Source organism: Caloranaerobacter azorensis DSM 13643, assembly GCF_900129995.1.
GTDB lineage: Bacteria > Bacillota > Clostridia > Tissierellales > Thermohalobacteraceae > Caloranaerobacter > Caloranaerobacter azorensis.
The window spans coordinates 37,229-59,393 of sequence record NZ_FQXO01000009.1; the positions used below are offsets into that span (position 1 = coordinate 37,229).

Annotated in this window: 21 protein-coding genes; 3 read left to right on the forward strand and 18 right to left on the reverse strand. The window is 29.4% G+C overall.

Annotated features, from left to right (window positions below):
- Positions 1 to 602: 602 nt before the first annotated feature.
- From BUB51_RS02135 to yiaY, 17 genes are all read right to left on the reverse strand, one after another.
- The gene (locus tag BUB51_RS02135; protein WP_073195042.1) at positions 603 to 1,010 is read right to left on the reverse strand and encodes a hypothetical protein; all 408 of its coding nucleotides are present in this window, start codon (positions 1,008 to 1,010) and stop codon (positions 603 to 605) included.
- A 139-nt stretch (positions 1,011 to 1,149) separates the two neighbouring features.
- Complete coding sequence (locus BUB51_RS02140) at positions 1,150 to 1,482, reverse strand: SdpI family protein (RefSeq protein ID WP_073195044.1); 333 nt, start codon at positions 1,480 to 1,482, stop codon at positions 1,150 to 1,152.
- Between the two features lies 1 nt (position 1,483).
- The gene (locus BUB51_RS02145; RefSeq protein ID WP_073195045.1) at positions 1,484 to 3,172 is read right to left on the reverse strand and encodes an ABC transporter ATP-binding protein; all 1,689 of its coding nucleotides are present in this window, start codon (positions 3,170 to 3,172) and stop codon (positions 1,484 to 1,486) included.
- Positions 3,173 to 3,222: 50 nt separating this feature from the next.
- On the reverse strand, positions 3,223 to 4,641 hold the full coding sequence (locus tag BUB51_RS02150) for a methyltransferase (RefSeq protein ID WP_073195047.1): 1,419 nt from the start codon (positions 4,639 to 4,641) through the stop codon (positions 3,223 to 3,225).
- Between the two features lie 108 nt (positions 4,642 to 4,749).
- The gene (locus tag BUB51_RS02155) at positions 4,750 to 5,541 is read right to left on the reverse strand and encodes a PqqD family protein (RefSeq protein ID WP_073195048.1); all 792 of its coding nucleotides are present in this window, start codon (positions 5,539 to 5,541) and stop codon (positions 4,750 to 4,752) included.
- A complete protein-coding gene (locus tag BUB51_RS02160; RefSeq protein WP_073195050.1) occupies positions 5,538 to 6,602 on the reverse strand; it encodes a radical SAM protein in 1,065 nt (354 codons plus the stop codon). Before BUB51_RS02160 ends, BUB51_RS02155 begins: the two co-directional genes overlap by 4 nt.
- A 173-nt stretch (positions 6,603 to 6,775) precedes the next feature.
- Entirely contained in the window at positions 6,776 to 6,991 is a 216-nt protein-coding gene (locus BUB51_RS02165; protein ID WP_073195055.1) for a hypothetical protein, read from the reverse strand.
- Between the two features lie 341 nt (positions 6,992 to 7,332).
- Positions 7,333 to 8,721: an S-layer homology domain-containing protein gene (locus BUB51_RS12695; protein ID WP_083599479.1), complete on the reverse strand. Its 1,389-nt coding sequence runs from the start codon at positions 8,719 to 8,721 to the stop codon at positions 7,333 to 7,335.
- Between the two features lie 259 nt (positions 8,722 to 8,980).
- Positions 8,981 to 9,598 (reverse strand): cyclodeaminase/cyclohydrolase family protein, encoded by a 618-nt coding sequence (locus BUB51_RS02190; RefSeq protein WP_073195057.1) that lies wholly within the window; start codon positions 9,596 to 9,598, stop codon positions 8,981 to 8,983.
- Positions 9,583 to 10,863: an imidazolonepropionase gene (gene hutI / locus BUB51_RS02195; protein WP_073195059.1), complete on the reverse strand. Its 1,281-nt coding sequence runs from the start codon at positions 10,861 to 10,863 to the stop codon at positions 9,583 to 9,585. The genes BUB51_RS02190 and hutI overlap by 16 nt, the downstream gene beginning before the upstream one ends.
- Positions 10,864 to 10,867: 4 nt before the next feature.
- Complete coding sequence (ftcD, locus tag BUB51_RS02200) at positions 10,868 to 11,764, reverse strand: glutamate formimidoyltransferase (RefSeq protein WP_073195062.1); 897 nt, start codon at positions 11,762 to 11,764, stop codon at positions 10,868 to 10,870.
- Positions 11,765 to 11,831: 67 nt separating this feature from the next.
- On the reverse strand, positions 11,832 to 13,877 hold the full coding sequence (locus BUB51_RS02205) for a urocanate hydratase (RefSeq protein WP_073195063.1): 2,046 nt from the start codon (positions 13,875 to 13,877) through the stop codon (positions 11,832 to 11,834).
- A 15-nt stretch (positions 13,878 to 13,892) separates the two neighbouring features.
- Positions 13,893 to 15,572, reverse strand: coding sequence for a formate--tetrahydrofolate ligase (locus BUB51_RS02210; protein ID WP_073195065.1), 1,680 nt, complete (start codon positions 15,570 to 15,572; stop codon positions 13,893 to 13,895).
- A 216-nt stretch (positions 15,573 to 15,788) separates the two neighbouring features.
- A complete protein-coding gene (locus BUB51_RS02215; protein ID WP_073195066.1) occupies positions 15,789 to 16,676 on the reverse strand; it encodes a hypothetical protein in 888 nt (295 codons plus the stop codon).
- A gap of 59 nt (positions 16,677 to 16,735) precedes the next feature.
- On the reverse strand, positions 16,736 to 17,134 hold the full coding sequence (locus BUB51_RS02220; RefSeq protein ID WP_073195068.1) for a secondary thiamine-phosphate synthase enzyme YjbQ: 399 nt from the start codon (positions 17,132 to 17,134) through the stop codon (positions 16,736 to 16,738).
- An 18-nt stretch (positions 17,135 to 17,152) separates the two neighbouring features.
- Positions 17,153 to 17,698 (reverse strand): HD domain-containing protein, encoded by a 546-nt coding sequence (locus BUB51_RS02225; RefSeq protein WP_073195069.1) that lies wholly within the window; start codon positions 17,696 to 17,698, stop codon positions 17,153 to 17,155.
- Positions 17,699 to 17,846: 148 nt separating this feature from the next.
- Positions 17,847 to 19,001, reverse strand: coding sequence for an L-threonine dehydrogenase (yiaY, locus tag BUB51_RS02230; RefSeq protein ID WP_073195071.1), 1,155 nt, complete (start codon positions 18,999 to 19,001; stop codon positions 17,847 to 17,849).
- 213 nt (positions 19,002 to 19,214) lie between these two features.
- Here yiaY and BUB51_RS02235 point away from each other — a divergent pair, with 213 nt between their 5' ends.
- Both BUB51_RS02235 and BUB51_RS02240 read left to right on the forward strand, forming a co-directional pair.
- A complete protein-coding gene (locus BUB51_RS02235) occupies positions 19,215 to 20,099 on the forward strand; it encodes a helix-turn-helix transcriptional regulator (protein ID WP_073195073.1) in 885 nt (294 codons plus the stop codon).
- Positions 20,100 to 20,162: 63 nt separating this feature from the next.
- A complete protein-coding gene (locus tag BUB51_RS02240) occupies positions 20,163 to 20,369 on the forward strand; it encodes an ATP-binding protein (RefSeq protein ID WP_073195075.1) in 207 nt (68 codons plus the stop codon).
- A 74-nt stretch (positions 20,370 to 20,443) separates the two neighbouring features.
- On the opposite strand, the gene BUB51_RS02245 is transcribed toward BUB51_RS02240, so the two are convergent.
- Entirely contained in the window at positions 20,444 to 20,830 is a 387-nt protein-coding gene (locus BUB51_RS02245) for an ATP-binding protein (RefSeq protein ID WP_159430371.1), read from the reverse strand.
- A 162-nt stretch (positions 20,831 to 20,992) separates the two neighbouring features.
- Here BUB51_RS02245 and BUB51_RS02250 point away from each other — a divergent pair, with 162 nt between their 5' ends.
- A complete protein-coding gene (locus BUB51_RS02250) occupies positions 20,993 to 21,853 on the forward strand; it encodes a DMT family transporter (RefSeq protein WP_073195077.1) in 861 nt (286 codons plus the stop codon).
- Positions 21,854 to 22,165: the final 312 nt, after the last annotated feature.

Here is a 22,165-nt window from a genome sequence, read left to right on the forward strand (position 1 = left end):
ATGCACTTACCAAAAATGCCTACTAAAAATATAATTCTCATATTTTAAAAAAAAGGCGTTTAATAAGTGCATAATAATATTGCTCTTTCATTTAGAACATTTCATCTAATAGATTGAAAAGTTTTATCATCCATTTTATATGCTCTAATTATATATATTATTATGTTTATACTATCATTTCTAATAAAAACATACAGCTAATTTCTAAATGTATATAACAAGGTTATAATTTAAATATAATAGTTAAGAATTATTTTAATGCTATAAATGAAAATTTATTTATGGTTGATGTTCTTCACAGTAATTTTGTATCCGGGTCATGATTGTTCCACAACAACATTTAATAACATATATTCGACATTGACATGGAGGGTCTGATAATACTTCCAATTCACAAAAATCATGTGACGGTTCAGTATGACAGATATGTGCAATATACATTGGCTTAGGCTTAATAATATCATCTTTTTGTAATTTATGATTACTATCTGCATAAGCTGGCACTATCATACTTAAAACTAATACTATTATAATTAATAAATAAAAAACTTTTTCATCAAATCCATATCTCCTAAATATCTATCTTTATTAAAAAATATTACCTATTCTTTACTATTTAAATTTTTCTCTATTTCTTTGTTTAACTTATCACTTATTTCCTCCATTGTTTTTGCTTCTTTCTCATATTGTTCTATTAAATTCTTTATATTTTCATTATTAATAGCATCTTCTCCCAAATTCCCCTTTTTATTAGTAACTTCTTTTTTCATTCTATCTATTTTCTTATTTATTTCTTTCCATTCTGTCTTAATATTTTCTAATTCATCTTTTTTATCTTTATCTATCTTTTTTGGTAATCTATTTTCGCTATTTACATTTTTATCTCTTATAGCATTATTAGTAAAATTATTTCCTCTTTTATTACAACCAGTTAAAACTAAAGTTAGAATTAATATTAATAATAAAAAAGAATTCATAATTCTGAAATATTTTCTATTTTCTAATCCCACAAAATCCCCTCCCAATTTATATAAATTTATATTCAGCATAGCAGTATTTTTTTGAAACGTCAATCATATTTTCCCAACACAATCTTCCATATTTCGACCTTTAAATGTAAAAAAACTTCGAGCCTATAGCCCGAAGTTTTTATTCTTCAGACAATCTTTTAGAAATAATCCACGTTGCTATCCCTAAAATAGCTATAACTGCTATCGGCGAAATTAACGTAAACCATAAATAGAATTTTTCATTACTTGGTCCTATAAATAAATTAGGTATCAATAATATCAACCCTGAAATTATAAGTATTATACCACCTGATCTATTCGTTTTTCTCCATATTTCTTTGTTTGACAATGTATATTTATTACGAATACCAAACCAAAGATTTGGCGATTTATTCGCTATTGTTCTTATGAGCAACAATCCAGCTAAAGCATAGATAAAACTTATAATGATATTTAAATAGTATAAAAACAAGCTAATCTCCCCCTCCCCTCCGACTTTTATAACTTATGCTCATATCTACTTTTTTAATTTCAGAAAATTTGCCGTAATATATTAATCTTCCATTTTCTAAATAAATTACTATATCATCATCATTAATAAGATTAATTCTGTGAGTAGAAATAATCTTCAAACTATTAGGCAAATATTGATCAATTTTATCTAATATTCTCTTTTCCATTGAATACTCTACTCCTGATAACGCTTCATCCAGTACCAAAATTTTAGGCTTACTATACAAAGCTCTAGCAAGTGCAATTCTTTGTCTTTGCCCTTTAGAAAAATTTTTACTAATAACAGATTCTATATCCTGCTGTTTAAATATATCCGAGAAATCATTTAACTCTAAAAGATTTATAAGTTCATCTATTAAAAATCCTGATGATATATTACGATAAAATTTTATATTATTATAAACAGTATCATTAATAATATATTCTTTATCAAAACATACTCCTATAAATTTTGTATAATCTTTAATCTTTTCTATAGGTATTCCATTTACTTTTATATTTCCTTTAGTTGGTTTTATCAGCTTTATTAACATATTAATAAGGGTTGTTTTCCCAGACCCACTCGAACCAATTATAAAAATTTTTTTACTAGATGTCTTAAAATTAATATCTTTTAATATAACTTTATCATCTACTATTAAAGAAACATCATCAAATTCTACATCACAAACATCAGATATCTCAATTTTATTCTCACTATAATCTTCCGTTGACAATAACATAATATTTGCAATCCTTTTATAACTCACATTCATACTTTGAAATGAATAAAAAAGATTTACTAATGCATCTATCGGTGTATATAAATAATTCGAAAGATTAAAATAAAGAACCATTTCTCCTAAAGTAATCTGTTTATTTAATATAAGTATACTAGAAATCCAAAGTAAAATGATTGACCAAAGTCCTGTTATACTCCCAGTAACTATTGACGCTGATCGTTCTACCATTATAGCCTTTTTATTAAATATTATTATCGAATGCAAAAACTCACTTATTTTTAATAATTTAATCCTGATTACCGAGAATACCCTATAAATAATATTTTTCTCAAAATAGTCGTGAAATTCTTCTGTCATTTTAGCTTCCATTTGCTTGACCTGATAATTAAATAATATTATCTTTTTCTTAAAGTAATATACTAATAAAATGTATATCGGAACTATAAGTAAATAAAACAAAATTAATTTGACACTTATGAATGATAATATTACTATCAAGGCAATTATCTTTAAAATATTTACAATCAATGAAATCAGAAAATCAATATACAAACCTATATTGGCTACATCACTCGTTATACTATATAGTAATTCTCCTATTTTTATTTTCTGATACTGTAAATAATCTATTTTAGAAATACTATCAAGTAAACTAATCCTAATATCATACAAAAGATATTGTCGCGTTAAAACAAAATATTCATTCGCAAAATAATTCAAAATGCTGTTAACAATATAAAACAGACATAAAAATAGAAAAAGAGTAGTTTGTATAGAATTTTTATCTCCATTTACAATAAAATCTATCAAAATCTTTATAAGGAATGCTGGTATTAAAGACATAATAAAAAAGAAAAGAGACAAAACTATTTCTACAAAAATGCGCAACTTATATTTTTTCAAAAATTTCATCATAAACACATTCATCAATATCTATCTCCTGTAAAATAATCTCAAATACCGCTGATCAATCCTCGCTATTTTAGTATTTCAATTACATTCGATTCTTGAAGAATCTTACAAACTGATAACGTATCCATTATAATTTTTTCTCTTGACAAATCAATTTTTTCATTTGAAACTAATAAATTTTTCTTTTCTATCAATATATCAACTAACTCTTCTATAGATTTCTTTCCTTTAAATTCATCAGACAACATTAATAAATCCTTTGTTTCTCTATCTATTTGCGCTAATATCTTTCCATTAGAACATACAATAAATTGTTCCTTATTCTGTTCTATTGACAAATTATTTTTTACAATCATACGATCTTCATAATGAACATCATTAAATAATTTAAACAGATTAATATCAATATTATTTAGTTTATTATTCTGTTTAATCTTAATCAATGTTGTATAAAGATATTTTGCATTCATACTGCGATAAATTTTTTCCAATCTACTAATAACAATATTTTTATCAATATCAGGATTTATCATTTTTGTAAGCTCTGTAACACTTCTATTTTGAAAACCCAAATACATACGATCAGTCGATATTACTTCGACTTTCCATTTTTTATCATAAAAATTATTTTTCAACTCTTCTAAATAGAATATATTCTCCTCATCTCCAAGCATTTGACAAAACATTATAAACTCTCCATTTTCATTAAGATGTTCCTGTAATCCGCCTATAATTTTACGTACTATAAATAAACCATCTTCTCCACCATCTCCACAAATTGGATAATTTACTCCTTTAATCATTGGAATAAATGGTGGATTACTATATATAATATCAAATTTTTGACCCTTAACTTCATTAAAAAGGTCTCCTTCAATAATCCTTACTTTATCTTCTAGTTCATTAAGTTTTACATTAAAAATAGCCATATTAGCTGCTACTGGATTTAATTCTACACAATATACTTCCGATGCAGATCTAGCTGCTAAAATTCCTTGAATACCAGAACCACTACATAAATCTAAAACTTTAGTATTTCGCTTAAATAGTATATTTTCTCCTAAACGATAACTATCATAACCAATATAAGTATTGGGGTATTTATCCTGACATGTTTCATATTTGCAATTTAAATCCACTAAAAAATATAATTGCTGATAAACGATCACAGTATAATCATTTAATCTAATCTGATCTTCAAATGAATATGCTAAACCTGATTCTAAAAGCAGAGTAACTCGTTTCTTTCCTATAATCTCCTCTAGCTCTTTTACATTCATCGATTTACCCAAAAGCATAAATTCAAATATATTTCTTAAATAAGATGGTATACATTTAAGTACCCTCTCCCCTGTTTTTACATCTGCAAACCAAGGGTCAATAAAATTATAAATACCACGAACATTACTTATAATAAACTTATAATCAATTAATTCAAGAATTTCTCTTAAATTATTAACATATTTATCCTGTATTTTTATCATCCTGCATTCCCCCATTTAAAATACGTTACTAAATCCGTCTTTTTATAATCTATAGAAAATTATATTTTTTGTTAATTTTCAAATAATTTTAAATATAATACTTAAAACTTATATAAAAAGTGTATAAAAAATAAGGTCGTATTTTTTACAAATTTCATTTTTAAGTGTAGCTTCATTTATAAAACCATTTTCTAATAAAAGATAAATTAATTCTTTTTTATTTCTTAAATTTTCTGTATCTGGTATATGTATTCTAATTTTATTTATATCGCCTAGTAAATACTCTTTACCTTTCTCTAGCAATTTTGTGAATAATAGCTTGCATTTATCTTCTGACATATCTGGACTGAAAAATATCCCAGTAATCAAACTAGTTCCAAAAAATTGACTACGAGGCGGTGCAATAGTTAAAACAGCTTCAATACGTGCATTCTCTACTGCTACAATATTATATTCATAATTATTAAATTGTCTTATTCTTATAGTCTCCTCATTATAATAAACTTCATTATCAGCAGCCATATAAATATATTTATTTGGTTTAATAAAATTCTTTTTGATTAATTTCGAAATTTCTGAATAATCTTTCTCTCCAGCTACTCGTATATCATTTTCACTAATATTATTATTCTCCATTTCAAACTCTATCAATTTCCTATATTTTAAACTATATAATGTATTAAGAACTTCTTCCTCTAAATTTTCTCCCATACCATACTTACTATTATATATAGATACTATTTCCTCATAATTTTTCCCTTCATTAACAAGTTTTAAAATCTCATAGGCCGTTTCATTTAAAAAAGTAGTTGTTCTTGTATTATGATTAAAAATAGAAACGTATCCTTTTTTCTCATTTCTTACATGTAAAAAGTCATTTTTATTTTTTTGAAGAATCATATTCTCCCTCCATTATCCAATTTTATTTCTATAGGCGTATCGAAATATGGTTGAGGATCTAACTTTTCAAAATCATATATATTTTTCACTTTATTTACCCATTGAATAACAGTTGGATTTCCCCAAACATTATCAAGACCATTTAACCAATATTCTTTTAAAGACTTTTTTAAACAATTGCCAATTTTGATAGGCATATACGTTGAAAAAAATATATCTCCATTAGCACGTATTTCAACACAATATGTCTTCAACCCAGCTTTATAATTATTTTTCATTCGTATATAATGGTCTAATGGATCTCCCCATTCTACGTCCATTTTCCCTCTGTATATTTCTGCACACCTAAAAATTTTTCGTTGAAAATAGAAATATTCCTCTTCATTTAACATAAGTAGTTTACCAAATTTATTTCCTCGTCCAAGTGGAAGAAATGGCATTACTCTTACTGAAATAACACCTAATTTATTTACAAAATCAACATATTCATAAAAATCTTTATGATTTAATTTATTGGGTACAAAAGATACGGCTACATTAAATCCTGCTTTGACTAATAGTTTTATTGCTGAAACTGCTCTATCAAAAGAACCTTGTACACTCCTAAAATAATCATGTTGCTTTTTATTTACACCATCTAAACTGATTTGAATAAATTTTAGTCCACATTCTTTAAGTTTATTAACACATTCGCTGTCTATCAAAAATCCATTTGAAACCATACTAACAAATATTCCTTTTTGTGAAAATTTATCTATAATATCAAATAAATTTTTTCTTAACAATGGCTCTCCTCCACAAATACAAACAGTGTGTGGATTTAATTCGATTATTTGATCTACTACCATAAGAATATCTCTATCATTCATTTCCTCATATACTGAGTTTCCTCTATTACTACTATCATTTAAACAATGAATACAAGAAAGATTACATCTACTAGTAACGTCCAACGACACCATCATAGGTCCATTAACTTGTCTTAATCCTTCATAATCATCTTTTAAATTAGGTGCGTATTTAAATCCTGTAATAGAATCAGAAACAACATTCTGTTCCACACTATACCTCCTTAATATTCCTTTTTTTAGTCAAACATCTCAATTTATTCAAAAATACTAAATTTAAAATTACTCCCTCCAAAAAACTTAAAATATAATATATTCTTCCTTCTTATATTTCTGCAAAACTATAGACACAATTAATAATGATATAGGGCTGTAAATTTATTTAATTATCCCATAGTATTAACATTATAAATTGCATTTGCATTAACAGCTGCATTAGCATTAGCTCCAACATTTGCATTTGCATGAGTATATACATTTGCTGCCCAAATAGCATTAAAAGCAACAGCTACATTAACTAAACCAAGAAATAAACCTTCTGGAGCAACGACATCCCCAGTCCCTGTAACTTTTGGAGTTACATGTCCTTTTGAAGCTTTCACACGCCTCCCCCTTTCATTTATCTCTATCAGTTCTAATTCTTATTTATAATACCTAATCACAGCCCTATATCTACTACATACAATAACACATTCATTGTATAATAAAACACTTTGAGAAATCAATAGTAATTATGTTATTATTTTCCGACATTTTTCTACATTTTTCTCCATTAAAATAATAGTCCCACCAAACATTTTACTCATATATCCACCACATTTACTATATAAACCTTCAAACCGTTTTGTACTTTGTTTTGTTATGTATGCCTCACACATACAAACCGATTAGAGAAGTTTCTCTAATCGGTTATATAATACATAGCTGAAAATTTTATCTTTCATTACTTAATAGTAAAATATAGATTTATATTTGGGTCAGATAAAATTGGGTGATTCCAATAATCAACTTGTATATTGCCAAATGTTTTTGTTTCACATACTCCTTTTAAAGCACCATCACCTTTTTTTCTCTTTTCAAGGAGTTTTTCTACTGCATAATCTGTTATATCCTTTCCTACTTCCCCAAATAAAGCTATAAGTGATTTTTCTAATCTCTCTCTATATTCTGGGTCAACAAAACCATCTTCTGTATTTCTATCAAATAATTTGCCTAATGTTAATCGAATTGTAGCTTTTGATGATAATCTTTTATCGTATATACTTATATCTTTAAATTGTTTTTCAGCGAAAGAAAATCTAAACATATAAAGGCCGATATTAGTTTGGGCTTTATTTTCTGCAAATCCTATTATAACAGCAGGAACTTCATCATCTTCAAAATATTTCACTTTAACATAATTTTCTTTGTATGGGTTTTCTACTAAAGCACTAGCCACTTTAATAACTTTTTCATCTAGGTTGTCTATTAAAGCTCCTTTTACTTCATTTCCTTGTATAATTATTTGTCCATTTTCATCAATTTCAAATTCATCAGCATTAACATATTTAGTATTTAATAAGTTTTTGCTATATTTTATTTCTTGTGAAGTATCTTCTTGTGAGTTGCTTTCCTCTCCTGCATTAATACCTCTATCTAAAGCATCAAACATATTTACAATCATTTGACTTGCCTCTGCTCTTGTAGCCTCACCATTTGGCTTAAATGTATTATCTGGATAACCATTTATAATTCCATTTTGACTAGCAATAATTATGTATCCTTTATCTTCTGACTTGATAGTATTATCATCATTAAATTTTGTCTTTTGTCCTGCTAATTCTTTTGCCTTTTCATCAAGTCCAACTGCTCTTACTATCATTTTTGCCATTTCTATCCTTGTAATGTTTTTATCTGGCTCATAATTATCTCCATATTCACTTGGTAAAATAATACCTTTTTTCACTAATGTATGTATTTCATCTTTAGCCCAATGTTTTTTTGTATCATTAAAACTATTCCCTTTTATTGTATCTAACCTTAATGATGTTCTTACTACTTTTGCAAACTCTGCCCTAGTTATAGTATTATTAGGTCTAAATGTACCATCTCCATAACCATCTAGTATACCTAACTCTACTAATTTCCCAACTGTTACATTAGCCCAATGATTACCCATGTCTGAAAATCTATTAGCTATTTGCTTAAAATAATCAGCAGTTTTATTTATAACTTCTTTGAATATTTTTTGTAGGTCTAATCCCTGTTCACTTCCATCAGCAGCATAAGTTTGAATAGGTATTATACCCATTACTAACACTAAAATCATTAATAAAGTAACATATTTTTTCATTTATGCATTTCTCCTTTCATTAGTTTTAATTCTATTTATTACCTCGTTTTACACATATATTGTAACATTACTACAGACTAAAGTTGTATAAATTTTTAAAAATGGTTGATTATTTTTATTCTAATATTTTTATATAATATAAGGGTATTTTTATAAAAAAACTATAAACACTTTTGGTGTATATCTCTTTTTTTTGCTGTTCTATAAGGTCCTATAATAAATGTAAAAAAACTTCGAGCTTATAGCCCGAAGTTTATCTTTACAACTTAACTTTTGAGAGTATTTCTTTTTCTATATTATTTACTTGAGATTCTAAACTTTCAACCTGTTTTGATACTTTAGATACAAATTCTTCATCTTTTATAGAGCCTAAATTTATTTTTACATTATATAAGGCTGAAAGAACTGCAGTCCTTGCCATCATAGCCGCAACGGCTCCATCCGTAACTGCATTTTTATTACCCTTTTCTACAACCTTTGCTGCAAATTCTAATAACTTGAAAGCATCTTCAGCTACTTCAAGAGGCACTAATGCAGCAGTTTTAAAACTTTCTTGTATAGCCTCTTTTCTAGCTGCCTTTTCTTCTTCTGTATCCTTAGGTAATTTGAAAGCAGCCATTACTTTGTTGAAAGCATCTGAATCTCTGTCTATATCGTTAACAAATTTTTCTCTGTATTTAGAACAAATACTAACTATCTCTTTCATTTCATCTTCTACATCTTCGTATCCCTTTTTACCTATAGTCAAATTTCCAACCATTTCAATCAAACTAGCTGATAAAGAAGCACTCAAAGCCGCTACACTTCCTCCACCCGGAACAGGTGATTTAGAAGCTGTTTTTTCTAAAAATTCCTTAAGGTTTAAATCTTGTAACATAATGCTGCCCCCTCTTCCTTATTAAAAACTAAAACACCGTCTTTAATTACTTTTTCAACAGTACTTACTCCGATATGATATGGTATGTACTTATATGACGGAAACTCAAGAATTATAATATCTCCTTTTTTACCTACATCTATACTACCTATGCTATCAGCCCTGTCTATTGCAGCAGCTCCATTAATAGTAAGTGCTGTAATAGCTTCTTCAATAGTCATATTCATATAAAGAGTAGCTAATGCAAAAATTAGTGGTATTGACTCCGTATGACAACTACCTGGATTCATATCGGTAGCCAATGCAACCGCTAAATTCTGATCTATCATATATCTAGCTCTAGCATAAGGCTCTTTTAAGCTAAATGCAGTACCAGGCAAAAGCGTAGCAACAACTCCTTTTTCAGCCATCTGTCTTATTCCTTCATCTGATGCCTGCAGTAGGTGATCTGCTGAAACAGCCCCTAATTCAGCCGATAATTCAGCCCCTCCTAACTGCACAATTTCATCCGCATGAATTTTTAATTTAAATCCATATTCTTTAGCTTTTTTAAGATATCTTCTAGACTGCTCAACAGAAAAAACATTCTTTTCGCAAAATATATCACAGAATTCGGCTAATTTTCTTTCAGCAACAACAGGCAGTACTTCATCTATCATAAAATCTATAAATTCATCTTCTCTTCCTTTATAATCTTTTGGCACTGCATGAGGACCTAAAAAAGTTTTTGCTATATCAATAGGATGTGTGTTGTCAAGTTTATCCATTACTTCTAACTGTTTAAGCTCTGTTTCACAATCTAATCCGTAGCCGCTTTTTCCTTCAACTGTTGTTACTCCAAAAAAAAGCATAGAATCTAGCCTCTTTAATCCTGATTTGAATAGTTCTTCAAAAGAAGCCTCTCTAGTGGCTTTAACTGTACTTACAATTCCGCCGCCTCTTTTCATAATTTCCATGTAGCTATCTCCACGAAGCCTCCAAGAAAACTCCTCCGCTCTGTATCCTCCAAATACAAAATGAGTATGAGAATCTACGAACCCCGGAAGTACAGCTTTATTAGCTGCATCTATTACTTTATAATCTTTTTCATTATACTGTTTAAGTATCTCTTTCGTCTTTCCTACTGCTTTAATAATTCCATTTTCTATTACTACTGCCCCATCATTAATTATCTTTAAATCAGACATCTCTTTACCTTGTTTAGCTTTAAAACCACTACAAGTAACAAGTTCGTTGGCATTTTTTATAATAATATTACCTTTCATGTAATCACTCCATTATTCTAGTTTCTAGAATTTGCTCCATCGAGAAATCCTCTACACCAAGGTAATATACAGCAGTATCAATTAACGCTTCCATTGGTACAAGACCAATAATCTCACTTCCAACTATATTTACGCCATATCTTCTCGCCTCTATTCTTATAAGTTCAAAAACTCTGTAAAGTGCTGTTTTAGTATAATCTGTCATATTCATTGAAACTTGGACAATTCCTCTATCTTTAAGTTCTATCCCTATGGCCTTGCAGTATCTTAGTCCACCACTTATATGTCTAACTCTTCTCGCTATTTGATTAGCTATTTCTAGATTATCTGTAGATAGATTAACATTAAATGCAACTAGAGGCATTCTTGCTCCTACAGCAGTTACTCCAGCTGTTGGATGAACTTTATCTGGTCCAAAATCTGGCTTCCAATCTGGATCTTTGAGTTTTTCTTCCATACCCTCAAATTCGCCTTTTCTTATTTTAGCAAGATTTTGCCTTTCTGGTCTCGTAGCTGATTTTTCGTATAAGAATATAGGTAAATTATACTTTTCAGCAGCTTCTTTAGCTACTTCTTTTGATAATTCAATAGCTTCTGTCATGCTTACATTTTTAATAGGTATAAAAGGTACAACATCTATAGCTCCCATTCTTGGATGCTGTCCCTGATGCTTCGTCATATCAATTTCACGAATAGCAACTCCCATTGCCTCAATAACTGCTTCTTTAAGAGGTTCTGGCTCTCCAACCACTGTAACAACCAATCTATTATGGTCCTCATCTCTTTGATAATCTAAAAGTTTTACTCCATCTTTCCCTCTGAACGGATTTACTATTTTCTCTATCTTTTCTAAATCTCTACCTTCACTAAAATTAGGTACACATTCTATTATCTTTTTCATCGCTGCATTCCTCCTTAAGTTTAAATTCTTATCAGCAGTATGAGGGACTTAACGCCCCTCATACAGATTATTTATTCATTTTCTTAAACGCTTCATCAACAAGCCCTTTTATTAAATCTTCATCAGGAATATATGGAATTGTAATATGATCTGTTCCTTCATTCATTCTGTTATATTCAATACAAGTTTCAATAGAATTTTCATTTCTAGCCCATGCACGTCTCGCTACTCCGCCCATAACATCCCACGGCATAGCCCTTTTAATTATATTGTCTACTCTTTCACTTCCATCTAGAACCAATCCAAAACCGCCATTAATAGCTTTACCTATTCCTACTCCACCACCATTATGAAGTGCTACAAGACTCATACCTCTTGCTGCATTTCCTGCAAAACATTGTGTAGCCATATCAGCCATTATGTTGCTGCCATCCTTTATATTAGATGTCTCTCTGAATGGTGAATCTGTTCCTCCTGTATCGTGATGGTCTCTTCCAATCATTACAGGTCCAATTTCACCTTTTCTCACCATCTCATTAAATTTAAGAGCTATTCTCGTTCTTCCCATTGCATCTTGATATAATATTCTAGCTTGAGTACCTACAACCAAATTATTCTTGTCTGCATCTCTTACCCATATATAGTTATCTCTATCTTGGAATCTTCTATTTGGGTCTATACATTCCATAGCAGCTTTATCTGTTTTAAGTAAATCTTCACGCTTACCACTCAAGCAAACCCATCTAAATGGACCATATCCATAATCGAATAGAAGCGGTCCCATTATATCTTCTACATATGATGGGAATATAAATCCATCTCTTTCATCTACACCATTTTTACATATTTCTTTAACTCCTGCATCATATACGGCTTTCATAAAGCTATTACCATAGTCAAAGAAATAAGCTCCTCTATCAACTAATGTCTTTATTAATTCAAAATGACGTCTTAATGACTTATCTACTAATTCTCTAAATTTAGCTTTATTAGTTCTTAAAAGTTCTGTTCTCTCTTCAAATGTTAATCCCTGTGGACAGTATCCTCCATCATATGCTGCATGGCATGATGTTTGGTCGGAAAGAAGGTCTATATCTACATTATTTTCAACCGCATATTCTAATAAATCTACAATATTACCATAGAAAGCTATTGCAATACCTTCTTTTCTATCCATATATTCTTTAGCTAGTTTGAATGCTTCTTCTGGATTGTCTACTACTTTACTTACCCATCCTTGCTCATATCTAGTCTGTATTCTCGAATAGTCAACTTCAGCAATAATTGCTACACCATTAGCTATCTGGGCCGCCTTACCTTGAGCTCCACTCATACCACCTAATCCAGAAGTTACATACAAACGTCCGCTTAAATCTGCATCATTTGATAATCCAAATTTAATCCTACCTGCATTAAGTATTGTATTATAAGTACCATGGACAATACCTTGAGGCCCTATATACATCCATCCACCAGCAGTCATTTGCCCATAGTTTGCAACTCCTAATGCAGCTGCTCTATTAAAGTTTTCTTGATCATCAAACATACCTATCATTAAAGCATTTGTAATTATTACTCTTGGAGCTTCCGGTGATGATTTAAAAAGCCCTAATGGATGTCCTGATTCTATTACTAATGTTTGTTCTTGAGTCATTACTTCAAGATATCTTTTAATAAGTCTATACTGCATCCAATTCTGACAAACCTGACCTGTTTCTCCATAAGTAACAAGCTCATAAGGATAAAGAGCTATATCAAAGTCAAGGTTATTGTCTATCATAACTTGAAATGCTTTTCCCTCTATACAGTTACCCTTATATTCATCTATTGGTTTTGCTTTTATATTTCCTTCAGGTCTAAATCTATAACCGTAAATTCTACCTCTAGTTAAAAGCTCTTCTAAAAACTCTGGGGCAAGTTTTTCATGCCACTTTTCAGGTATATATCTTAATGCATTTTTTAATGCCAATTCTGTTTCTTTTTGTGTTAACGTAAATTCTCTCTTAGGTGCTCTTCTTATGCCTTCGACAAATTTTGGCATTTCTGGTAATTCATCAAACATATCCTCTAATTTAATAGTCATTGCCTTGGAAATATCAATATTTGATATCATTTTATCCCTCCCTTATTAGAATAATCCTGTTATTTCGCCATCTTTAGATATATCCATATTATTAGCTGCAGGTACTTTAGGTAATCCTGGCATTGTCATAATATCTCCTGTTAAAGCTACTAAGAATTTAGCTCCAGCGGATACTTTTATTTCTCTAACAGTTACTCTAAAGCCTGTAGGTCTTCCCTTTAATGTTGGATCATCTGATAATGAATACTGAGTTTTTGCCATACATATAGGCATCTTATCCAATCCTAATTCTTCTATCTGTTTAATTTGTTTTTCACACTTCTTAGTAAAGTCAACTCCGTCTGCACCATAAACTTCTTTAGCTATTATTTCTATTTTTTCTTTTATTGGTAAATTAACATCATATAGAGGTTTGAAGTTAGAAGGTTTATTTTCTATAGTTTCTACAACTTTTTTAGCAAGCTCAATTCCGCCTTCTCCGCCTTTTGCCCATACTTTTGATAGAACTACTTCTGCTCCAGCCTCTTTACATTTATCGAATAATAGATTTAACTCTTTTTCAGTATCTGATGGGAATTCATTAATAGCTACTACAACTGGAACGCCAAATTTCTGAACATTTTCTATATGTTTTTCAAGATTTCCAAAACCTTTTTCTAAAGCCTCAAGGTTTTCTTCATTTAATCTATCTTTTGGCACTCCACCATGATTCTTAAGTGCTCTTACTGTAGCTACTATTACAGCACAATCTGGTTTTAATCCTGCAAATCTACACTTAATATTGAAGAATTTTTCTGCACCTAAATCAGCTCCAAATCCTGCTTCTGTTACAACATAATCAGCCAATTTTAATGCGAGTTTTGTTGCCATGATACTGTTGCATCCGTGTGCGATATTTGCAAATGGTCCTCCGTGTATAAATGCTGGTGTATTTTCTAATGTCTGTACTAAATTTGGTTTTATTGCATCTTTAAGTAATATTGTCAATGCTCCTGTAGCATCTAAATCGTTTGCAGTTACTGGTTTATTGTCATATGTATATGCTACTATCATATTGCCTATTCTTTCTTTTAAATCTTCTAAACTGGTTGCTAAACAAAGGATTGCCATAATTTCAGAAGCAACAGTTATATCAAATCCATCTTCCCTAGGAACTCCGTTTGCTCTTCCGCCTAATCCTACTACGATATTTCTTAATGCACGGTCATTCATGTCAAGTACCCTTTTCCAAACAATTCTTCTAGGGTCTATATTTAATTTGTTCCCTTGATGTAGATGGTTGTCAAGTAATGCTGCCAATAAATTATGTGCTGTAGTTATTGCATGGATATCTCCTGTAAAATGTAAGTTTATATCTTCCATTGGAACTACTTGAGCATATCCTCCACCTGCTGCTCCTCCTTTAACACCAAAACAAGGACCTAATGAAGGCTCCCTAAGTGTTGTTATAGCTTTCTTACCTATCCTGTTTAATCCCATGCTTAATCCTATGTTTGTTGTAGTTTTTCCTTCTCCTGCTGGAGTTGGATTTATTGCTGTAACTAATATAAGTTTTCCGTCCGGTTTATTTTCTAACCTTTTTAATACATCTAATGATACCTTTGCCTTATACTTTCCGTATAGTTCTAATTCATCCTCTAAAATATCGCATTTTTTTGCAACCTCTGTGATTGGCTGCATTTTAGCATTCTGTGCAATTTCGATATCGCTTGGTACTTTAACCATTTCCCCACCCTCTCCTTTTTATAGTTCTTTATTAAATTACATATAATCGTAATAAATATAGACAAAATCCTTTAAGATTTTGCTTATCCATCTTTAGTTATTATTATAATATTTTATCGTCTCTAATTCGTCTAATTTTAAAAAAACAATCCAATAACTTACTGCAAATAACAGAAAACGTTCCGCCTATGCGAAACGTTTTTAAAATATCCTAATTTATTTAGCTGCCTCTTTTAGATTATCTAAATTTTGAAGTGCTATATCTCTCTTAATCTTTAATAATTCAATATTTCTTTTATCTATTACACTTTTTAAATCACGTATAGATATTATTAGTTTTTCTCTAAGTTTTTCATCTTTTTTATCTAATTTTATTTTTTGGCTAAGTCTTTCAAAAATAGGTTCTAAATACTTAGACATATCTATAGCCTTATCCCATTCATTAATTTCTCCATACAAATGTATCTGTCTAATATTATATTTCAGTTTTACAATCTCACCATCAGGATTTCCCTTATACACATTTAAAAAATTCGAAATATGCAAAGTTACACTATTTACATTAAATAAAGATTTAATTTCATTCTTATCTTTTGCTGATATTGTCAAATTATCAAGAGCTTCTTCAAACTTCCTTATATCTTCTTCTCTTATACCATCTTTTACAACGTCTAGTTCATAATCATTCCATTTTTTATGGACATTAACGATTATTTTGTTTACCCCTTCCCACGCTTTTTCTATTTTCTCTTCCATATCTGTCTCTTTTTTTACTTCTTCAGTTTTTTTCTCCAATTGCCCCATCTTGTCTTTTGACTCATCTTGCTTTTCGTCTTTCTGCTGTCTATATTTTTCCTCTTCTTCTTTTTTCTCTTCTATTTTTTTATATTTAATCATATTCTCTTTTTCTTCTTTTATCTTTTCTATTTCATTAAATATATTATCTACATCTTCTACCATAGCTTTCAGTGAATTAGGTATTTTATCATTTGTCTTAGGCAGCGTTTTTTCTTGTTGTTTGCTACAGGATATACTAACCGGCAAAATTATTAAAATAAGTATTAAGACAAAAATTATTCTTTTAAACTTTAATGTCTTTCTCAACTTAAATCACCTCAGAGTTAGTATATCCTAATTATCCTATTTTTAATGTTTTTTATTAACTAATCTTCAATAATTTTTACATAAACCCTTCTAACCCTCGGACCATCAAATTCACAAAAATATATTCCTTGCCATGTACCCAATAATAACTGCCCATCTTCTATGAAAACTGTCTCTGAAAAACCCAACAAACTAGCTTTTATATGTGCTGAAGAATTTCCTTCGATATGTTTATAATTGTCATCAAATGGTACTATCTTATTAAGCTCCATTAACATATCAGACTTTACATCAGGGTCAGCATTTTCGTTTATTGTTATCCCTGCCGTTGTGTGTGGTACAAAAATATAGCAAACACCATTTTTGACTTTTGAATTTATTACTATCTCTTGTATTCTTTCTGTTATATCTACAAATTCTGTATGATTTTCTGTCTTTATCTGTAAAGTCTCTATCAAAAAAATCACCCCTCAAAATTATTTATCAAACATCTTGTCAACCATCCTCTTAAACTTCTCAAAAAGAATTATACAGCTGTTTAAATTTTCTTCTGTGCACAATACGTCCACTAGACTTCTATAATACCATTCTTGTTTATCTCTCCCTCTTTTAAATCGCTGCCATATTTTTTCGCCCATTTTTTTATATGATTCATACATGGTACTAATATTATGCAATTTATCTGCACATGAAACAACCTGTTCTTCAAATGAAGCTGTTTTTAAATATTCAATAGTATGCTTTTTTCTATCTTCCCATGATAGTGTTTTATCAGGTTCTGAACACCCCTCTACAATTTTAGCTACTTTATTGCCAAATTCCTTTTGTATAAATTCTAATGTAATAGATGTATCTTCTACGGTATCATGTAAAATTCCAGCAGCAACTATCTCTTCAGACAATCCTTCTTTTAAAAGCATCATGCCTACTGTATATGGATGTGTAATATATGGAATATCTGTACATTTTCTAGTTTGATTTTTATGAGCCTTAGCTGCTACTTCAATAGCTCGCTCAATCATAATAATTATCGCTCCTTATTGCATATTTATATATTAGATAATACCCATAATACCCGTAAAAATGCAAATTAATTGTTTAAACTTAGAAAAAAATAAGACAATGAACCTAATTCATCTTTTTTGGTTCATTGTCTCAATTTTATTTTTACTACATCGCTTTTCTATATATTTCCATAATTTCTTCTAAACTCGCCTGTTTTGGATTTGTAAGTCCACATGCATCTTTTAATGCATTTTCTGAAAGTGTCTTAATATCTTCTTCCTTAGCTCCTAATTCTTTCAAGCCTGATGGTATACCTACATCAGCAGATAATTTTTTAATTGCTTCTATTGCTTTTTTAGCTGCTTCTTCTGCTGATAAACCTTCTATACTCTCTCCCATAGCTTTAGCTACATCTGCTAATCTTTCAGGTACTACTTTAGCATTATATTCTTGAACATGAGGTAATAATACTGCATTACATACTCCATGTGGTAAATCATAAAATCCTCCTAGCTGGTGAGCCATAGCATGAACATAGCCTAAACTTGCATTATTAAAAGCCATACCAGCTAAAAATTCAGCATAAGCCATTTTATCTCTCGCTTCTTGATCTTGACCATTTTCAACCGCTTTTCTCAAATACTGAGAAATCAATTCAATCGCCTTTAATGCACAAGCATCTGTTATAGGAGTAGCTTCTGTTGACACATAGGCTTCTACTGCATGTGTTAAAGCATCCATTCCTGTAGCAGCAGTTAATGATTTAGGCATTTCTAACATTAATAGAGGATCGTTTACTGCTAAATTAGGTGTCGTACGCCAATCAACAATAGCCATTTTTATATGTCTTTCTTCATCTGTTATGATACAAAATCTTGTCATCTCACTTGCTGTTCCAGCAGTTGTGTTTACTGCCACTAAAGGCAACATTGGTTTAGTTGATTTATTTACACCTTCATAATCTTTAATTGAACCTCCATTTGTAGCAACTAAACCTATACCTTTAGCACAATCATGAGGAGAACCTCCACCAAAAGATATAATAAAATCACAATTATTTTCTCTCAACAATTTTAATCCATCTTCTACATTTTTTACAGTTGGATTAGGTTGAGTACCATCGTAAATAACGTATTCTATTCCCTCTTTATCTAGTACTTCTGTTAATTTATTTACTAATCCAATCTCTACTAGTACTTTATCAGTTACTATTAGAGCTTTTTTAAGCCCTAAAGACTTTATTTCTGCTCCTGCTTCTTTTAAACAACCAGGTCCCATTAAACTCACAGGTGGCATAAAAAATCTGAATGTCTTATCCATCTTTATCCTCCTCGAAAACTATTATTCTAAAAATATTTTCTATAATTTGATAATACAATATTCATTATTAAAAAAACTAACTCAAAATTTTAAAAAATAATCTAAATTTTTAAAAATACACATAATAATCGTATATTGGCGAATAATTAACATAGAATTTATTTTATGATATAATTTAACCTACCGAAATTGCAGCAATAGAGGTGATAAATAGTGTTAACCAGCTTTGATAGGAACTTAGAAAGCATAGACGGATTTGAAACAGAATACTTGAGAATTTTTTACTATAATTTTTCCGATAAGTATAAAGACAAATATAAGTCATATGAATACAACAGGCTCTGTACAATTATCGAAGGTGAAAAAAAGGTTAAGGTTAATAACAATCAGACTTTTAAATACAACAGTAATCAATTTATATTGTTGCCTCCATACTCTAGCGTTGAAATGGAAATAGATACGCCTACTAAAGCAGTAGTTTTAGAACTTAATAATAATCTAATCTACGATATAAGTAACAAAATATCTATAGATTTTAAAATAGAAACGGGTAAATTAATTCAAAACAATTTATTTATCTCTAATAATAACAATGAAATAAAAAAAGGCATATCCAAAATCATAAACCTCTATAATAGTAGCGATAAAAACAAAAAATTCCTAATCGATTTATACGCTCAAGAAGTTATTTATAACCTATTTAAAATAAAAGGTGCCAGCCTAATATTAAATACGGAATATAAAAATCCAGTTTACAAAGCTGTCAAATACATGGAAGAAAATTATAATCAACCTATAAATATAAAAAATATAGCATGGAACTTAAATATGTCCGAGTCGAACTTCTCTTTGTATTTCAAAAAAATAATGGGAATTTCACCAAAAGACTATTTGAAAAATATTAGGCTATCAAAAGCAAAAGAACTTTTAAAAGAACATAACGTTACAGAAGTAGCATACAGTGTCGGATATGAAAACATTTCTCATTTTATAAAATTATTCAAAAATAAATACGGTATTACTCCAAAACAGTATAAGAAAACTTTTTATCAGAAAAACTTAAATTTAAATAATTCATATTCTAATTTCTCTCTTTAAATCTTTTATATCATATGTTATAATATATACCTGTACGGGGTATGTGTAAGGAGGGAATAACCTATGAAAAAAGCAGTAATTAACCCAAGCAAATGCGACCAATCACCATTTTGTCCTGTAGTTAGAGTATGTCCAGTTAACGCTGTTAAACAAAAAAGAGTAGGATTTTTTAAAGCATCTACTCCCGAAGTAGATCCCGATATTTGTATCGGCTGTGGTAAATGTGTAAATTATTGTCCTCACAGGGCTGTTGAAATGGTCGAAAAATAAAATAACCGGCTTAGCATCTATGCTAAGCCTATATTAGCCTTTTAACCAATCTACTCTAATCACTCAGTTCTATTTCAAATATATTTAATAGATATAACTTTATTTTTTTCAATATAAAATTCATCACTTAATCCATTGACTATTACAAGTCCTCTTCCATTAATTTTTAAATTCATAGGATCATACTCATCGATATTATAATTAATACCTTTACCTTCATCGGTTACTTCAATCCTAATTAATTCATCCTGTATTTTTATATAAACATTGACTATCTTACATTTATCTTGCTTATTCCCATGAACAATACTATTTACTACAAGTTCGTTTAAGATAAGTTTTACATCAAACATTATATTTTCATCATAGATAACCATATTAACTTTATTAATTATTTCATCTAAAATATTTTTAACTCTATACAAATCACTTGAAATAGTTTTATTAATTATTAGGTCCAATATAACCACACCCATCTAATTATTTTTACTAATAACTTTGCCAAAACTATTATACCCATATAGACAAGCAGTTAATCAAAGTTTTAAAATTTGGTTATTATAAAATAAAATTCTAAATTTTTATGATATAATGTACCATATAAGCTTTTAGGAGGGGTCAATATGTCAAAGCAACTTAAAGCAGATTTAGCTCTTTTATTAGTAACAATTGTCTGGGGTTTTACTTTTGTAACAACTAAAAATGCTCTTAAAGATATTTCTACATACAATTTTTTAGCCATTAGATTTTTCGTTGCTTTTATCGCTTCTTCTTTGATATTCTTTAAAAATATGAAAAATTTAAATAAAAGAACTTTATTCTTAGGGTCTATTATAGGTATAGTTCTTTTTGCTGGATATGCATTCCAAACTGTTGGTTTAACATATACAACAGCATCTAAATCCGGTTTTATAACTGGATTTTGCGTAGTTTTAGTACCAATTTTTTCCGCAATTATTCTAAAAAGAACACCAAATATGCCGACCGTAATCGGTGTATTATTAGCAATGCTTGGACTTGGATTTATGACTCTTAACTCAAATTTATCTCTCAATATAGGAGATTTTTATACTTTAATATGTGCTGTTGCATTTGCTTTTCAGATAATACTAGTTGGAAAATATACAATAGAAGTTGACCCAATAGCTTTAGCTATTACACAGATAGGTATAGTCGGGATATTAAGTTTAATTTTCTCTCTATCTATAGAAGATTTTATCATTCCTAAATCTACAGATGTATGGATAGCCATATTTATCACTGGAATTTTAGCTACATCTGTAGCATACATAGTTCAAAATACTGTGCAAAAATTTACATCTCCCACACATGCTGCTTTAATATATACAGCAGAACCTATTTTTTCTGCTATTTTTGCTTATATATTTCTTCACGAAGTTATGACAGCCAGAGCAATTTTAGGCAGTATACTCATTCTTACAGGAATGATTGTTAGCGAAACAAAGTTTAGTAAAGCTAAATAAAAATATTTAATTTTACATCAATCACAAATATGTTGTTTTGTTTATTATTTACATCAGCGTTAAATTATTTTAATATTATATTAAAATACATAAATTTCAAATTGGGGGGTTCTATGAATTCAAAATTAATTTCCAAAATTATGAAATTCAGAAGAATAATTGGTATTTTATATTTACTTATACAGAATCCCCTATAGTAAAATAGATAATAGGTGATATTATGTATAAAAAATATATTTTAATAACACTAATGCTCAATTGGAAAAAGATCTAGTATATATAAAAAGTGTAGGGGATATTCCTATTCCTATT

Excerpts from the sequence above, each read along its gene's own strand:
- BUB51_RS02240 (WP_073195075.1), top strand. The coding sequence starts at position 20,163 with ATGAAAAAAGCAGTAATTAACCCAAGCAAATGCGACCAATCACCATTT.
- hutI (WP_073195059.1), bottom strand. The coding sequence starts at position 10,863 with ATGAAAGGTAATATTATTATAAAAAATGCCAACGAACTTGTTACTTGT.
- BUB51_RS02205 (WP_073195063.1), bottom strand. The coding sequence starts at position 13,877 with ATGATATCAAATATTGATATTTCCAAGGCAATGACTATTAAATTAGAG.
- BUB51_RS02250 (WP_073195077.1), top strand. The coding sequence starts at position 20,993 with ATGTCAAAGCAACTTAAAGCAGATTTAGCTCTTTTATTAGTAACAATT.
- BUB51_RS02210 (WP_073195065.1), bottom strand. The coding sequence starts at position 15,572 with ATGGTTAAAGTACCAAGCGATATCGAAATTGCACAGAATGCTAAAATG.
- BUB51_RS02145 (WP_073195045.1), bottom strand. The coding sequence starts at position 3,172 with ATGAATGTGTTTATGATGAAATTTTTGAAAAAATATAAGTTGCGCATT.
- ftcD (WP_073195062.1), bottom strand. The coding sequence starts at position 11,764 with ATGAAAAAGATAATAGAATGTGTACCTAATTTTAGTGAAGGTAGAGAT.
- BUB51_RS02150 (WP_073195047.1), bottom strand. The coding sequence starts at position 4,641 with ATGATAAAAATACAGGATAAATATGTTAATAATTTAAGAGAAATTCTT.
- BUB51_RS02225 (WP_073195069.1), bottom strand. The coding sequence starts at position 17,698 with ATGATTGAGCGAGCTATTGAAGTAGCAGCTAAGGCTCATAAAAATCAA.
- BUB51_RS02155 (WP_073195048.1), bottom strand. The coding sequence starts at position 5,541 with ATGATTCTTCAAAAAAATAAAAATGACTTTTTACATGTAAGAAATGAG.
- BUB51_RS12695 (WP_083599479.1), bottom strand. The coding sequence starts at position 8,721 with ATGAAAAAATATGTTACTTTATTAATGATTTTAGTGTTAGTAATGGGT.
- yiaY (WP_073195071.1), bottom strand. The coding sequence starts at position 19,001 with ATGGATAAGACATTCAGATTTTTTATGCCACCTGTGAGTTTAATGGGA.
- BUB51_RS02190 (WP_073195057.1), bottom strand. The coding sequence starts at position 9,598 with ATGTTACAAGATTTAAACCTTAAGGAATTTTTAGAAAAAACAGCTTCT.